15 protein-coding genes and 1 pseudogene are annotated in these 16,371 nt (G+C 33.1%); 2 read left to right on the top strand and 14 right to left on the bottom strand.

Features of this window, described 5'->3' with window-relative positions:
• Positions 1-51: 51 nt before the first annotated feature.
• On the top strand, positions 52-402 hold the full coding sequence (locus tag PTSHG_RS07425) for a phage holin family protein (RefSeq protein ID WP_019108262.1): 351 nt from the start codon (positions 52-54) through the stop codon (positions 400-402).
• A gap of 46 nt (positions 403-448) precedes the next feature.
• Here PTSHG_RS07425 and PTSHG_RS07420 read toward each other — a convergent pair whose 3' ends face one another.
• From PTSHG_RS07420 to PTSHG_RS07360, 14 genes and pseudogenes are all read right to left on the bottom strand, one after another.
• A complete protein-coding gene (locus tag PTSHG_RS07420) occupies positions 449-754 on the bottom strand; it encodes a DUF4298 domain-containing protein (RefSeq protein WP_019108261.1) in 306 nt (101 codons plus the stop codon).
• Positions 755-877: 123 nt separating this feature from the next.
• Positions 878-4,549, bottom strand: a complete 3,672-nt coding sequence (locus tag PTSHG_RS07415) for a phosphoribosylformylglycinamidine synthase (RefSeq protein ID WP_019108260.1) — start codon at positions 4,547-4,549, stop codon at positions 878-880.
• Positions 4,533-5,899, bottom strand: a pseudogene (purF, locus tag PTSHG_RS09370) (amidophosphoribosyltransferase). Before purF ends, PTSHG_RS07415 begins: the two are co-directional and overlap by 17 nt.
• A gap of 73 nt (positions 5,900-5,972) precedes the next feature.
• Positions 5,973-6,098 (bottom strand): hypothetical protein, encoded by a 126-nt coding sequence (locus tag PTSHG_RS10240; RefSeq protein WP_019108259.1) that lies wholly within the window; start codon positions 6,096-6,098, stop codon positions 5,973-5,975.
• Positions 6,099-6,372: 274 nt separating this feature from the next.
• Complete coding sequence (locus PTSHG_RS07400) at positions 6,373-7,695, bottom strand: M18 family aminopeptidase (RefSeq protein ID WP_019108258.1); 1,323 nt, start codon at positions 7,693-7,695, stop codon at positions 6,373-6,375.
• A gap of 19 nt (positions 7,696-7,714) precedes the next feature.
• Complete coding sequence (locus PTSHG_RS07395; protein WP_019108257.1) at positions 7,715-9,154, bottom strand: APC family permease; 1,440 nt, start codon at positions 9,152-9,154, stop codon at positions 7,715-7,717.
• A gap of 388 nt (positions 9,155-9,542) precedes the next feature.
• Positions 9,543-9,947 carry a hypothetical protein gene (locus PTSHG_RS07390; protein WP_019108256.1) on the bottom strand — a complete coding sequence of 135 codons (405 nt, stop codon included), beginning with the start codon at positions 9,945-9,947 and terminating at the stop codon, positions 9,543-9,545.
• An 8-nt stretch (positions 9,948-9,955) separates the two neighbouring features.
• On the bottom strand, positions 9,956-11,557 hold the full coding sequence (locus PTSHG_RS07385; protein ID WP_019108255.1) for a potassium/proton antiporter: 1,602 nt from the start codon (positions 11,555-11,557) through the stop codon (positions 9,956-9,958).
• A gap of 109 nt (positions 11,558-11,666) precedes the next feature.
• Positions 11,667-11,948, bottom strand: a complete 282-nt coding sequence (locus tag PTSHG_RS07380; protein ID WP_019108254.1) for a hypothetical protein — start codon at positions 11,946-11,948, stop codon at positions 11,667-11,669.
• Positions 11,935-13,137, bottom strand: a complete 1,203-nt coding sequence (locus tag PTSHG_RS07375; protein WP_019108253.1) for a pyridoxal phosphate-dependent aminotransferase — start codon at positions 13,135-13,137, stop codon at positions 11,935-11,937. The genes PTSHG_RS07380 and PTSHG_RS07375 overlap by 14 nt, the downstream gene beginning before the upstream one ends.
• Before the next feature lie 28 nt (positions 13,138-13,165).
• Complete coding sequence (locus tag PTSHG_RS09365) at positions 13,166-13,843, bottom strand: ATP-binding protein (RefSeq protein ID WP_238318760.1); 678 nt, start codon at positions 13,841-13,843, stop codon at positions 13,166-13,168.
• Entirely contained in the window at positions 13,777-14,121 is a 345-nt protein-coding gene (locus PTSHG_RS10120; RefSeq protein WP_238318749.1) for a P-loop NTPase family protein, read from the bottom strand. The genes PTSHG_RS09365 and PTSHG_RS10120 overlap by 67 nt, the downstream gene beginning before the upstream one ends.
• Positions 14,096-15,106, bottom strand: coding sequence for a DnaD domain-containing protein (locus tag PTSHG_RS07365; RefSeq protein ID WP_019108252.1), 1,011 nt, complete (start codon positions 15,104-15,106; stop codon positions 14,096-14,098). Before PTSHG_RS07365 ends, PTSHG_RS10120 begins: the two co-directional genes overlap by 26 nt.
• A gap of 3 nt (positions 15,107-15,109) precedes the next feature.
• Positions 15,110-15,682 carry a GNAT family N-acetyltransferase gene (locus PTSHG_RS07360; RefSeq protein WP_019108251.1) on the bottom strand — a complete coding sequence of 191 codons (573 nt, stop codon included), beginning with the start codon at positions 15,680-15,682 and terminating at the stop codon, positions 15,110-15,112.
• A 190-nt stretch (positions 15,683-15,872) separates the two neighbouring features.
• Between PTSHG_RS07360 and PTSHG_RS07355 the strand changes: the two genes are divergently transcribed.
• A complete protein-coding gene (locus PTSHG_RS07355; protein ID WP_019108250.1) occupies positions 15,873-16,358 on the top strand; it encodes an Lrp/AsnC family transcriptional regulator in 486 nt (161 codons plus the stop codon).
• Positions 16,359-16,371 lie beyond the last annotated feature (13 nt).

The following is a 16,371-nucleotide window of genomic DNA, read 5'->3' as shown; positions in this document are numbered from 1 at the left end:
AAGTAGACTTTTTGGGTATATACTTAAAGAAATACGATAAAGGAGGAAGAAATGAAGAAGATATTTGGAGTTCTAGTGGCAAACTTTTTGTCCTTTTACATATTAGACATGATATTTGAAAATATATATTTTTCAAAACCAAGTGCCTTTATAGGAATGGCAATAATTTTCTCACTTGTAAACTTGACAATAAAGCCAATATTAAAAGTTTTATCATTTCCAATAACAATAGTAAGTCTTGGACTATTTTCATTAGTTATAAATGCAGTAGTCTTAGAAATTGCCTTTAACCTTGTAGGTTCTGCATCTATTGGAAGCTTTGGCACAGCCTTTTGGGCAAGTATAGTTTTGAGTTTTATAAATAACTTTATAAGAGAAATAATAAACAAAAACTTTAAGTAAAGGTAAAAAGCCACAGTTATGAATAATCATCACTGTGGCTTTTTAATTAACGATATTTTAAAACTTCTGTGGCAAGTTCAAGCATCTCTATTGCAACATTGAAATTTTCGCCAAAAAGATCAAAGACAGCATCTTCAGAAAGAACACCACAAGGTACATCCTCTGGAATTTCGCCCCTATCATATCTTTCCAAATCATCAAAATAAGTTTGTGAAGAATAATAATCACTTAGTTTTTTGTATTCATCTTGATGAGCTTCAAACTTTTCTATAGCATCTCTCAAATTATCAATGACACCATTGTGGTCATTTAAAATCTTTTCCATTTTACTAATTCTTTTAATAGGATCCATAATATCCTCCTTATAATTAATTACATAAACCTTTATACCCTTAATTATAGAATAAAAAAATAAATTGCAAAAGAAAAAGATAGGACCTAAATCCTATCTCTAAATTATAAATCTAAATTTATTTTAGTCTTCCTTAAAAAATTCTACGCCTGCTGTGAAGATGTCTTCTATTTCTATATCTGGTATGTTTTTAAAGGTTTCCTCTATTACTCTTTCGCTGTGACCCATCTTACCAAGGATTTTTCCGTCCTTTGACATCAAGGCTTCTACATTTAACATTGAGCCGTTAGGTGCATCTTCATAACAAATTGCCACTTGTTCATTGGCAAGAATTTCATCAAGTTTTTCTTTGCTTGCTATAAATCTTCCTTCGCCGTGAGAAATTGGCACCTTGTAAGTTTTTCCTACTTCAAGTTTAGCTAGCCATGGTGAATTATTTGACATGACCTTAGTGTCTGCAATTCTTGCAATGTGTCTGTTGCAAGTATTAAATGTTAGCGTTGGGTCAGCTTCTTCCAAATCTTTTATTTGACCGTAAGGCAAAAGTCCTGTCTTAATTAGGGCTTGGAAGCCGTTACAAATTCCAAGAATTAGTCCGTCATTTTCGCCAAGTAGTTTTTCGATTGCTGCCTTAACTTTTTCAGATCTTATTACATTTGCTATAAATTTACCTGAGCCACCTGGTTCGTCTCCAAGTGAAAATCCACCAGGAATTGCTAGAATTTGTGCATGAGAGATTTTTTCTGCCAATTCTTCTATGGATTCTTTAACTTTCTCATTATCTTTATTCTTAAATACAAGAACTTCTGCCTTTGCTCCAGCTCTTTCAAAGGCTCTTGCTGTGTCATATTCTGAATTTGTGCCAGGGAAGGCTGGTATAATTACCTTTACTTGGTCCACTGGTTTTTTGGACTTCATCCTTCTCTTTGGAGCTTCTTCTTGTTTAACTTCTCCCAATTTATTTGAGCCCACTGGCTTAAAGATCTTATCCATTGTATTTAGGTAAGCCACAGATAATTTTTCCACATCTAATTTTTTGCCATTGACATACATTTCAAAATCATCTCTAAATTCGCCAATTTTTTCTATAAAGTCTCTATCTTCCTTGTATTCAACGATAAAAGAACCGTAAAGTGGAGAATATAAATCTTCCACTTGAAGATCAAATCCAACATTATCTATTGCCATTTCAAAAATTTGTGGAAGTGTGCCCTTGTGGTTTATGGCTGCGGCAGAAATTATATTACCCTTCTTTATTTCATTTTGTAATTTTATAAAATTTTCCTTAGCTTCTGCAAGGTTAAGTGTGCCAATGTGGTCTCTATCTGTCCTTATGATACCAATTTTTCCTATGCCCTTAAATTCTGGACTGATAATATTTTTTGCGTCCACAGTATTTACTGCAAAGGAAATAAGTGTCGGTGGCACATTTATATCTTCAAATGTTCCACTCATGGAGTCCTTACCTCCAATTGGTGGTGCGTCAAAATATCTTGATGCAGTTAGTGCTCCAAGTAGTGATTTAAGTGGTTTTGACCAAGCATTTTTGTTGTCCATTTTTTCATAAAATTCTTGGAAGGAAAGTCTTATGCCAGCAAGTGGTGCTCCTGCTGCCACAAGTTTTGCAATGGATTCTATAACTGCATAATAGCCGCCAAGATATTGCGACTCAACAGACAACTTTGGATTGAAGCCATAAGACATTACTGATGCAGTCTTTGACTCGCCATCATCTGTTGGTATAAGAGCTGCCATAACTTGGGCTGGTGTGTTTTGCTTTTTGCCCCCAAGTGGTTGAAGGACTGTTGCTGCTCCAACTGATGAGTCAAATCTTTCTATCATATTTTTCTTGGAAGTAATATTTAAGTCAGATAAATATTTTTCTAAGTCTTCTACGCCATCTTTATTTTCCAAAAATTCTGGGAAGTCTTCAGAAATAACTTCAACTTTTTCTTTTCTCTTTGCTCCAGTTTGGTTTACAAAGTCATAGCTCATGTCGCAAATAATTTCATCTTCGTAATACATCTTTAGTCTATTATCGCCAGTTACTCTCGCAACTACTGTGCTCTCCAAGTTTTCCTTGTCTGCCAAGTCCATAAATGTATCTACATCTTCTTTGGCAACGACAACTGCCATTCTTTCTTGTGATTCAGAAATTGCAATTTCTCTTGGCTTTAAACCCATGTATTTTAGTGGAACCTTGTCAAGTTTTACTTCAATTGAGTCAGCAAGTTCGCCTATGGCAACAGAAACTCCACCTGCACCAAAGTCATTACACTTTTTAATTAATTTTGCTGCCTTTGGATTTCTAAATAATCTTTGGATTTTTCTCTCTTCAGGTGCATTTCCCTTTTGCACTTGGGCAGATTCAGTTTGAATAGAAGAAACCTTGTGAGATTTTGATGAGCCAGTTGCTCCGCCAATACCATCTCTGCCAGTTCTGCCACCTAGAAGAATTATTATGTCGCCTTCACTTGGCTCAATCCTCTTAACATTTTCAAGAGGACAAGCTGCTATAACTGCACCAGTTTCCATTCTCTTTGCCACATAATCTGGATGGTATAATTCATCAACAAGACCAGTTGCAACGCCAACTTGATTGCCGTAAGATGAATAACCAATAGCTGCTTCAGTTACAATTTTCTTTTGTGGAAGTTTTCCCTTTAAAGTTTTTTCAATTGGAGTGAAAGGGTCGCCTGCGCCAGTAACTCTCATTGCTTGATACACATAGGATCTGCCAGAAAGTGGATCTCTTATGGCACCACCAAGACAAGTTGAAGCCCCACCAACAGGTTCAATTTCTGTCGGATGGTTGTGAGTTTCATTTTTAAACATAAGTAGGTAGTCACGTTCTTCAACCTTACCATGAACTTCTACCTTTGCCTTAATCTTAACTGAGCAGGCATTTATTTCTGATGAAACTTCTAAATCTTCAAGCTTGCCATTTTTCCTAAGTTCCTTAGCAAGAATTGTGCCAAGGCTCATTAATGTAATTGGCTTCTTGATGTCTAGTTCTCTTCTCATTTCAAGATAAGTATCAAAGGCTCTTTTTATTTCCTTATCAAGTTCAGTTACCACATCAAAGTCAATGTCAAGTTCAGTGTTAAAAGTTGTGTGTCTGCAGTGGTCTGACCAATAAGTGTCGATTATTGCAACTTCAGTTTCATTTGGCTCTCTATTTTCAGACTTGAAATAATCTTGCAAAACCTTTAAGTCTTCTGGGCTCATGGCAAGAGATTTTTCCTGGGCGAATTTTTTTAAGCCTTCCTCATCTAAGTCATTAAAGCCATCATAGACAAGATTTTCATGATTTTTCTTAGCATCTTCACGCAAAAGAGTTTCTGCATAAACATCTACCTCGTGAGAATCGACAGGATTTATTAAAAAGCTTTTTATTTTTTCAAGCTCTTTTTCATTTACGCCGCCAATGTCATAAACTTCTGTCACTTTTGCCCTAACTTTTTCCTCTGTGAAAAGGGCAATAGTTTGAACAAGTCCATCTTCTCTGTTGTCAAATTGTCCAGCTTGATATTGGATGCCTATTGGATTTTCAAAAGAATCTTCCAACTTTTTGTAGTCTTCATAATAAACATCTTCCACTGGCCCTTCGTAAAAGACAGATGCCATTGTCTTATCAAGAGTTTCATCTGATATGTCTACATCGTATCTTCTGTAAGTTTTTAAGTAGGTAGCATCAATGCCCAAAGAAGCTTTTATTTCTTCTCTAAGAGCTCTTGATTCATGATCGAATTCATCTTTCTTTGCAATATAAATTCTCTTAACATTGTTTTTCATCTTCAACTAACTCCTTTGGCTCAACTGCATAATCTCCATTAAAGCAGGCTTTGCAGAAAACATCTTCTTTCATCAAAGTAGCATCTAACATACCTTCCATTGAAATAAAGGCAAGTGAATCTGCGCCAATTCTCTCTCTCATTTCTTCAACAGAATAATTTGCCGCAATAAGTTTTTTTCTTGATGGCGTGTCTATGCCATAGAAACAAGGATATTTTACTGGTGGAGAAACTATTCTCATGTGAACTTCCTTGGCACCAGCCTTTTTCATTCTCATGATAAGATTTTTGGAAGTTGTTCCTCTTACTATTGAGTCATCTACCAAAATAATTCTCTTGCCCTTTAAAACTGTTTCTAATGGATTTAATTTTAGCTTAACAGAAAGTTCCCTCTCTTCTGCTGTTGGCTTTATAAAAGTTCTGCCCATGTACCTATTCTTTACAAGACCCTCAGCAAAAGGAATACCTGATTCTTGTGCATAGCCCATTGCTCCAGGTGTACCAGAGTCTGGAACAGCAATTACAATATCAGCATCAACAGGAGCTTCTTTAGATAAAATTTCTCCACATCTTCTCCTAAAGTTGTAAGAGTTTACACCGTCAAGTGTGGCATCAGTTCTTGCAAAATAAACATATTCAAAGATGCAGTGTTCTTTTTTTCTTTTTCAAAAAATTCAGAATGAATGCCATTTTTATCGACAACAATAATTTCTGAAGGCTCAACATCTCTTATGGCATCAGTGCCAATTATTTCAAGAGGTGCATTTTCAGATGCAATTATAACTTCTCCATTTTTTGATCTGCCAATTAAAAGTGGTCTAAATCCATAAGGATCTCTAAAGGCAACTAATTTGTCTCCAAAGAGCATTACAACGCTGTAAGCCCCCTTGATTCTTGCCATAGTTTCTTTAACGGCTTCGATTATGTCGCCCTTATAATATTTTGCAACTAGAGATAAAATTACTTCTGTGTCAATTGCAGTTTGAAATAGCATACCTTCATTTTCAAGTTCTCTTCTTATTGATTTGTGATTAACTAAGTTTCCATTGTGAGCAAGGGCAAACTCTCTATTCTTTGAGAAGGCAAGTAGAGGTTGTGAATTGTATTCATAGGAGCCACCTGCTGTAGCATAGCGAACATGACCTATACCAATATTTCCCTGTAATTTAATAAAACTTTCATCGTCAAAATTATCGTAGACAAGTCCCATACCCTTGTCTAACACCATATTTTTCCCGTCAAATACACATATACCACTGGCCTCTTGTCCTCTATGTTGAAGAGAATTAAGTCCGTAAAACAACTTTTTGCTCACGTTACTTTGTGAGTAAATACCAATAACTCCACACATTAGTTTGACACCTCTTTATTAAATTTAAAATTCCCAACAAAGTTATAATAAAAACCTTCCATTCTTCCTCCAATTAAAAAAGCTCATCAAAAGATGAGCCTAAAAAACTTTTAAATAAAAAATTAGTCGCAAAAATTGCGTCGTCAAGTCCATTGTCCATGTCTATAAAAATATTTGTTAAAGCAGGGCAAAAAAGCATACAACTAATCCTCCAAATCATAATAGAATTATTATATCATAAATTTATTAAATTGTACTAAAGCTAAACTTATTTATTCTTTAAATTTCTCTTATTATCCTTGGCTGCATTGATATTCACAATAAAAATTGAAAGCATAATATAAAGTAGCCGAGATTTATTTAGATCCAACAAGTTAACTCTCTGTCAAAATAAAATTTTTACAAAGAAAAAGAGCAAGCCAAAGCCTGCTCTCTTTCCAAAAAGTATTTATTCAAATGTTTTTAATACTCTATTATTCTTCGACAGAAATTTTTGATGCTCCGTCAATTTTTATATTTGAATTATAATATTTTGTAAGTGCCTTAATCATATAAACTGGATCCATTGCTCCTGCTGTCTCATAGTTTGAGTGCATTGCAAGTTGTGGAAGTCCAATATCTACTGCATGAAGTGACACTTGTGTGTTTGATAAGTTTCCTAGTGTTGAACCACCTTGCATATTGCTTCTGTTAGCAAAATGTTGTACTGGAACTTCTGCTAAGGCACAAATCTTTTTGAAGACTGCTTGTGAAAAAGCATCTGATGTGTATTTTTGATTTGCAGCTTCTTTTACAACAATTCCCTTGTTCATGAAAGTTCTATTTTCATCATCAGTTAATTCTTTGTGATTTGGATGAACTGCGTGAGCATTGTCTGCACTAACAAGGAATGACTTTGCAACTGCCTTGTGATATTCTTCTTCATCAAAGCCAAGGGATGCGTTAAGTCTTTTTAGTGTATCATGAAGTAGGGTAGACATGGCACCTTGTTTTGTATTTGAACCAACTTCTTCATTATCAAAGCAAGCATATACATTTACAGCTTTATCATTGTCTCCTGTAATAAATGCCTTTAGGGATGTGAAGGCACATTCTAAATCATCAAGTTTTGGCGATGAAATAAATTCATCTTTGTAACCCCAAACTTTTCCATCTTGTCTATTTACTAGGAATAAATCTTTGGAAATAATTTGACTTACTTCAACTCCAAGTTCTTCTGCTATCATTTTGTCATAGTCGCCTTTTTTCATTGCGCCTGCTGTAAATAATGGAAGTAAATCTACTTGTCTATTAAATTCATAGCCCTTATTTACTTCTCTATTCATGTGAATAGCAACATCTGGGATAATTAAAATGTCTTTGTCAATGTATAAAAGCTTTGATACAATTGAACCATTTTCTTCTACTAATACTCTTCCTGCTAGAGTAAGCGGTTTGTCAAACCAAGTCCAATCAATTGGTCCACCGTAAACTTCTACATTTAACTTAATATAATCTCCTGCTCCTTCTAATTCTGGCAGACTCTTAACTTTAAAAGTTGGAGAGTCAGAGTGTGAAGCAACAAGTTGATAGTGGTAATCTGAAAGATCTTTGCCCACTTTAAAGGCAATTATTGAAGAATCATTTCTTGTTGTGTAATAATTCTTGCCTTTTTCAATATTCCAGCTTTCGCCTTCTTTTAATTCTATAAAGTTTTCTCTGTCAAGATATGACTTCACAGTATCAATTGTGTGAAACATACTTGAACTCTTTTTAATAAATTCTAACAATTCCTTTGAAGTTTCTAAATAATTCATACTTCCTCCTTTTTGGAATTTAGCTTAATTTTCTATCTTCCTTTGCTCTAATCATTGGCATTATTACTCCAAGTGCAACAAGTACAAGTGGTGTAATTACATTAAGTGCCATTTGCATTGGGTCATCTGAAATCATTCCTAGCATACAACAAGCAGCTGTAACTATAAAGCACCAGAAACCAAAGAATAATGCAATACCTTGGTTACGAGTAAAGTAGAATTCTCTTTCTACATCGCCCCTGTTCTTTCTCAAGAAAATATATGCCAAGAATACCCATAGATAACGTAGTGGCATTGTAATTGAGTTAAGTTTTGTTAATTGTCTTAAAACAGTTGCAGCACCTGGAACTAGGATTTGTGCAAGAATAATTGAACCTGCAAGGACAATTATAAGTTTAATACCATTGATGTAAGCTCCATACTTATTTTTCTTTAAAAGCTTTGTAGGTATATATTTATTTGTTCTATCATCGTCAAGTAACATTCTTAGTGGAGCGTCAATACTTACAACAAGTGTTGAGAATTGTCCTATCATGTTACATAATGCGTAGATAATCATAATTGCATTGCCAACGCCATAATATTCTCCCAATCTTTGGAAAGCCCAATAAGCACCATTAGCTGCATAAGAGTCGAAAGTTGCTTGGTCTGCATTAATAATAGCAGGGTCAAACATCATACCCATTGCAATAGTACCAAAGATGGCTGAAATAATTACCATTACAGCAGCAAAGATCATCGCCTTAGGGAATTCCTTTGAAGAATTTCCTTCCATGTGGTTTACATAAGGACTCATCTTTTCAATACCACCAACAGCAAATACAAGGATTGATAAACTTGTGAAATACTTCATATCAAAAGTTGGTATTAAATTATTAAGAGACCAGTCCATAGCTTGGTAACCACCATTTGGATTAATCTTTGGAGCAGCAAGCATCATTAAGATGTAAAGAATGCCCATTACAAACATACTTGAACCAGCAATAGTTGCTAGGTTTTTAAGTGGGTTAAGTCCTCTACTAGCTACCCAACAGAATATTAAGAACACTGCTAAAGTTGCTAATTGAACATAAAGAGTAGGCATTGAATCATAAACTTCTGCATTTTGGAAGAACATCCAGCTCATTGCCTTTAGTCCACCAGAACCCTTAGAAGCGATATATGTGATGTGACATGCCCAATAAGTCCAACCAGCATAATAAGCTAGCTTATCGCTTGAAGTTGATCTAATCCATGAAGTAACTCCACCACCTTCGTCCTTAAAGGATGAACCAAGTTCTCCTACCATAAGTGCATTAGGAATAAAGTAAAGTGCGAACATTAGGATCCATGAAAATATTACTTGGATTCCGTTAAAGAATACGAAACCGTTAACAACATTTCCAAAACCCCATAAAGTGGAAAATGCCATAAACGCCAGCATGGACCACTTAATTTTCTTTTGTTGTGAATCTTGCATATTTTTCTCCTCTCATAATATAATTGCATGATTAAATTAATTATAACCTTAAAAAAATAAGCCGTCTAGTGCCTTTAATAAAAATTGAAAACATTTTTACAAAGATAATTATTTTTATTATCACTTTAAATTGCTTGGTAAGTAAATTTTAGAGTCTTGTTAAATACATGACTATATCCTTTTATAGTAATTATGAGATCTTTTTCTTTATAAAAAAACCCTTAATGATTTATATTAAAAAAACAATTTTATTGCCTTGGTCCTTCTATCTTATGGGCTTGGATTTTTATCTTAACTATACATATTTTCTATGAAGAAAAATTTTTGCAAAAAAAATCCTCGACCAATCGAGGATTTTACTTTAACTTTTCATTGTTAATTTTAAAATCTAATTTAATTTTTTTAAAATTTCTTCAACTCTTTCTCTAAGGACAGATAAATTTTCCCTTATCTCCTTTATTTCCCTATTTACTCTTAGGTCCGTGAAGATGTTATCAAAAACTACGTCTACAAAAAAATCATAATCTGTGTCGCTGATTTCTTCATCTAAATTTATTCTCACATCGCCAAGTTCCTTTTTGGCAATTTCTAATTTTTCGCGAATAATTTCTAAGCCAGAGTTGATGTCCTTTATCTTTCCTCTTTTTACAAAGCCAACTAGACTTGAGTCTGCAAAAATGTCAAAGATGCCCCATCTACTTGCACTTTCTGTCTTTTTTATTACTGAGTCAATTTCATCTTGCAAATCTAAAAGTGCCTCACGTGCTTCCTTTATTTCTTTTAAGTCAGACATATTTCCTCCTATTCTGGGTCTTCTATTTCATTTGATTCCTTGGATATAACAGCTCTATCTCCTGGATTTAAAATCGTATTTCCTCTTGGCACAATAATTTCTCCAGAAGGTGTCTCTACCATAATTATGAGTTCGTGTTTGTCCATTTTTATATCTCTTACTCTTTTGCCAGCCCACTTGTGGGTCTCAGAAATTTTTATCTCTAAGAGGTCTTCTCCCGTTGCATCAAAGTAAGCTTCGCCACCCAATACTACTACATCTCCATCTCTTAAATAGGTGCTTCCTCTTGGCACAATACTCTTGTCATCTCTTTCTATCTTTGCAATTATTACATTAAAGGCAATTTCTATATCAGATATTTTTTTGTTTACCCAAGGGGAATTCTTTGTCACATGAGTTTTTATAAATTCCAAATCTGTCTTATCTGAATAGTAATTAAAGGTCCTTAAAACTGTATCGTTTGGATTATACATATCCAGTTTTTTTGTGGCAAAGGGAAGTGCTGTTCCCTGAATTAAAAGTGAAAATATACAAATTACAAATACTATGTGGAAGATATCAATGGATAGATTTACGCCTCTATTTACAACCATTATGGCAAAGGCTATTGCAGCTGCTCCCCTAAGTCCTGCTAGTGAGATAAGTGTTAGCTGGTTTTTTTTCATCTTAAAGGGCAGCATAAGTCCAAAAACTGTAAGTGGTCTTGCCAATAAAAGCATAAATATTGCAATTACAAATCCAATTGGCAATGCATCTAGTATAAAATGTATGTCTGATAAAAGTCCCAAGAGGAAAAACATTGCTATTTGAAAAATTGTAGAGAGCCCATCATAGAAAAATACTACGTCTCTCTTTCGTCTAAATTCGTGATTTCCTATATAAATTCCAAGTATATATAGTGCCAAGAATCCATTGCCACCAGCAAGTGATGTGATTGCATAAGTTCCTATCATCATAGTTGCAATAAAAACTGAAAAAAGTCCATCTTCGTCAAGAGATAATTTTTCTATAATCTTTATAAAAATATATCCCAGCAAAAATCCTCCAATTATGCCAAGGACAACTTGTTGCAAAATTATTATTGGAACGGAGACGCTATAACCTGATAGAAGTGACAAGAAGACCATGGTCATGGTATAGGCTGTAGGGTCATTGGAGCCACTTTCGATTTCAAGTAGCGGTGCAGTTGAATATTTTAAATTTAATTTTTTTGAAACTAAAATATTTGATACTGAAGCATAATCTGTTGATGCAACAACTGAACCAAGTAACATTGATTCTAAAAAATTAATCTTTAAAATATAGTGGCAGAAAAGTCCTGTAAGCATTGCTGTTGCAAAAACACCTAGACTTGCAAGAGTTATAGCTTCTTTAGCAGTGCCTTTTCCCATTGTCCAGTTAGTACCAAATCCACCATAAAACATTATTATCATAAGTGCTATTGTGGCAATATTTTCTGCAAGTTTAAAGTTATTAAAATCATAACCTAAGGCTGAAAAAATAACTCCCAGTGCCAAGAACAAAAGCAGGGCAGGAAGACCCGACCTATTTGAAATTTTTGTGGCTATTATGGCTAATAAAAGCACAAGAGTTATAAGTAATAAATTCATAATTTATCCTCTACTTTTAAAAAAGGGGCTGTCCATTAACAGTCCCAAATTATTGTGTTTATTATAACATCTTTGTTTATCTAATTAAAGTATAAAATAATCAAAAGGCTTAAATTCTATTTGCAGATTTAAAGACAAAGAAAAGTAAAGCAGTCAAGGCATAAAATCCAATTAGGGTAAAAAATAATCCCTTATTTTTACTTATAATAGCCATAAGAAGTGTCAAAATAACTATTAATACAGCTAGGACAATTTGTGCAATTCTCAAACTTTCATTTATAGCTCCTGCACTTGTCTTTATATATTGGTTGGCAAGAACTGAAATCATTATAAGAGTTACTAGAAAAATTATAACTTTTTCTAAAATTTTTAAAATCTTATCTCTTTTCATTTTCACTCACATAGGCCTTAATGCCTTCTCTCAAGATTCTCATGCTCTTTTTTATGGCATCAATATTTAATATAAAGGCAAGTCTTACCATTTGCTTTCCATCTTCTTTATTCTTAAAAAATCCCCTTGCTGGCGCAAACATAATAGTTTCGCCGTCTATATCAAAATTTTCAATCATCCAAATTGCGAATTTTTCTGTATCGTCAACAGGAAGTTTTGGCATTACATAAAAGGCTCCTTTTGGTTTTTTTACTGTAACTCCAGGTATGCTAATGAGTTCTTCATAGATTACATCGCGCCTTTTTTTGTATTCTTTATTCACTTCTTCAAAATAACTTTTATCAATTCCATATAATTTTGCAGCAGCTACTTGCTCTATAGTTGATGCAGCAAGCCTGCAGTTGCAAAGTTTGTTTATCCCGTCATTAAATCTCTTATTCTTTGATGCAACTGAGCCAACTCTCGCTCCGCAAGCTCCAAACCTTTTTGAGATAGAGTCAATTAAAATTAAATTCTCTTCTATTCCTTCAACTTCTCCAAAAGACTTATAGGTGTTTCCATCGTAAACAAACTCTCTATAAACCTCATCTGCAACTATATATAAATCGTGTTTTTTTGCAAGATTTACTATTCTATCTATTTCTTCTTCTGAATAAAGTGCTCCCGTTGGATTAGTTGGGTTTGAAAGCAAAATAGCAACAGTTTTGTCGTTTATATGCTTTTCAATTTCTTCTTCTTCTGGAAGAGCAAACCCCTTATCAGGATCAGTCTTAAAGGCATCAAGTTCAACTCCAAGTTGATCAAAAACTGTCATGTAGTTTGTATAAAAAGGATCAGTAGTTAAGACTGCATCGCCTTCATTTGCAATAACTTGGAAGGTAAATAGTATAGCTTCACTCGCTCCGCTAGTGATGTAAATATCATCTGCGTCGAATTTTATATTTCTATTTTTATAATATTTTGCAGTGGCTTCTCTTAATTCAGGATGTCCTTGTGCATTAGTATAAGGAAGGGGTCCCTTCTTAAAAGTTTTAAAAGTTTCATAATAAACATCTGGTACATCAGTATCTGGAGCACCAATATTTAATGCGTAAATCTTTTTTCCTTCTTTTCTTGCCTTGTCAGCATAAGGTGTAAGTTTTCTAATAGCTGTATATTCTACCTTTTCAATTCTTTTTGATAATTTCATCTTTTCTCCCTCCATTGCTTGGTCGCAATTATTGCCATCTAAGGTCTGGTCCAAAAAATCTAATTGGCACAAATTTTTGAAATACACGAGAAAAAACTCTATCAGTATAGGTTTCTGAAAGTTCCTTTGGCGATAAATTTGTAGAAATTAATGTCTTTTTGCCTCGCAAAAGCCTCGTGTTAATAATATTAAATATTTCTGAAGTTGTAAAAGAATTTACAAACTCAATCCCCAGATCATCTACAATTAATAAGTCAGACTCAAAGTACAAATTATACTTGTCATCATATATATTTTTAAATTTTCTATCTTCAATTGTCTTTAATATTTCATAAGCTGTCTGATAAATAACTAGGGCATCTTTATTTATAAGTTCAGCCGCTATGCAGTTGAGTAAGAAAGTCTTGCCCTGACCAGTTGGTCCCCAAAGAAGTAAGTTCAAATCATTTTTCTCATCAAAAGTTTTAATAAAATTTTTTGAAAGAGCAAGAATGCTTTTCATATTTTCCCTTGGCGACATATTAAATTTTTCATAAACTTTTTCGGAAAATACATTCAAATCAAATTTGTCAAAATTCTCCTTGTCAAGCATATAGGAAATAGAGGACATGTCATATAATGCTGATACAATTAATTTTTTCAAGCAGTGACATTTTTCGTTATCCTCATTAATTCCTGTGTCATGACAATCCTTGCAAGTATATATTTCTTCAAGATAATCTCTAGGATAGCCTTTTTTTCTAAAAAGTCCATCTTTTTAAGCTTGAGTTTATAAATTTTTTCTGACTCCTCAAAAGATTTATCTTGATTAGGATCTTTTATCTGTTCAATAGCTGCACGAAGAGCAATATCCCTAATTAGACCATCAATTTCTCTTATTTCAGGAATTGTTTTATTTATTTCTTCTACTCTTTTTTCATGAATATCAGTATTTTTTCTTCTAAGATTTTCATAATAATTACTTATCTTTGCCGTCAGTTCCATAATCAACACCTAATTTTTTAAAGCCTTCGCGCTGTTTTCTCATTGCTACATCAAAAAGTTCATCTTCAGAATACTTGTCGGTTATCTGTTTAAAATTGTGAAAAGCTGTTGGCTTTCTCTTTTTGTTCTTTTTATCCTTCTCTTCAATTTCTTCTACAGAATTGATGTTAAGATCCTTCCATTTTCTAAGTATTGCATCCACATAGCTGACATTTGGCTTAGAAATTTTTGAAGTTCTGTTGCAGGCAGCGAAAATCAAATCCTTAGAAAAATTAAATTCATCAAACCAAGAATTAATAATATTAAAATCAGCTTGATTAAATTTCTTGTCAACTCCAATGTATCTCATGACTTTTTTATACCTATAATATTTAAGGTCATGCTCAATATAGGACTTTTCCACATCTTCCATAGTTCTAATGTTATCTCTTGACCAATTTCTCACAACTTGTTCAACGTAGGAAATATTGTAAATACCCTTGATTTCAGTTGTATAAAAAAATGCCTCTTCAATTAAATCAGCTGGCATATTGTATGAAGTAATCCAATTTATTATGTCGATTTTTTTCATTGGAGCGATTGGCTCTCTCATCAAAAACTCAGCTCTAGTAAGTAAATTGGCATAAGTTGGGTTTTCCACAATTTCTGAATAACCCTTCTCTTCCTTTTTTTCTTTCTTTAAGTTGTAGACATTGTTGATGTAAAGTTCTTTTAAATTTATAAACTTTACTTTCCCATCCTCAAGCTCAACTATACCCATCTTTTGCCAATATTCCCAAGCTCTACTTACATCAGACTCCAATATGCCGAGGTAATCTGCAAGTTTTTCATTAGTAATATCCTCTCTAGCTTCTTTGGCAAATTTGTAACCTAAAATATAAACTTTTACAAATTCTCCATTAGCGCCAGGCATAAAGTCATTTATAAAAATATTTTCAATGGAAGTCTCTCCAAGGTCATATTTATTTTTTTCAAGTAAAAACATTTCTCACCAATCTCTTTCAAGGTCTAATTCCATTTTTATCGCGCAATTAAAAGTTTTATTAAAAATAATTTTAAAGGAGTCCCTGTGCTCCTTAAAGTCAGGATTATTTTCCTCATAATCTCCATTGGGGAATTTCATCAAAAATCTGTATTTTTCTTTAAATCCAAGGCTCTTATAAACTTTTATGGCTCTATCATTGTAGCTTGCGGCAAATAAAATTATCTTTTTAAACTTTCTTTTCTTTAAATAATCTAAAAATAACTTCAAAGTTTTTTTGCCAAAGCCCCTATTAATATAAGAGGGGTCTAGTACAATCCCAAGCTCTCCTCTTTTTAAGAGGTTGTTTATATTTTTTAAGGAGATATAACCAATAATTTTTTCTCCCAAGAGGATAACATAATATTCTGAAAAGGCTCTGTGGGTCTTCCACTTGTACCAATCTATAATAGATTCTTCTTCCTCCTCAAGAAAATTATATTCTAAAAATAATTTTGAATCATGTCTTCCCCAATTTCTAAAAGTAAAAACATCCTCTAATTTCATTTTTCTAAAACTGAGCTCTGAAAAGTTTTCCATAGGAGCCTCCCTGCAAGTTATTATATACTATTTTCTCTTCTCTATAAAGAATTATCATCTCATAAAGTTTTTTGCTATAAATTTTCTATAATATTTTACAAAGTTTAAATTTCTTTAATTTTTTTAATTTATGTTAAAATAAAGTAAAGTTAGTAATAAAATTTATACAATTCGTAACAGGGAGACTTTTATGAGAAAAAATGAAAATTTAGATGAAATTGATATCGAAATTTTAGAGCTCTTGAGAAAAAATGGTAGGATAAGTCACGAGGATATTTCAAAAAAATTAAATCTCACAAGACCTGCAATTCATAGAAGAATATATAAAATGGAAGATGCTGGTTTTATTAAGGGATACAATGTAATTATTGATTGGCAAAAAATTGGCTACAATGTAGACACTTATGTCCTAGCTAAAGTCAATACAAATGATTTTGCAAAACTTATATCTAAAATCATGGATATTAGAGATGATAAGTTTAAAATTTTTGAATGTTATAGAGTTACAGGAGAACATTGCATAATGCTTCGCATAAAAACTGTAAATACTTCTGATTTAACTAGATTTTATGATATGATTTTAAAGATAGATGGAATACTTGACACTAAAACTCTATTAATTTTATACTCAGAAAAGGGAAATGACGAAATTTTTGCAAAAGTTGATAAAGAATAAAGGGTGATTTTTT

The organism is Peptoniphilus senegalensis JC140 (genome assembly GCF_000321025.1).
GTDB lineage: Bacteria > Bacillota > Clostridia > Tissierellales > Peptoniphilaceae > Peptoniphilus_A > Peptoniphilus_A senegalensis.
Note: the sequence above shows the minus strand (reverse complement) of the source record. Positions and strands in the feature narration are given on the sequence as shown.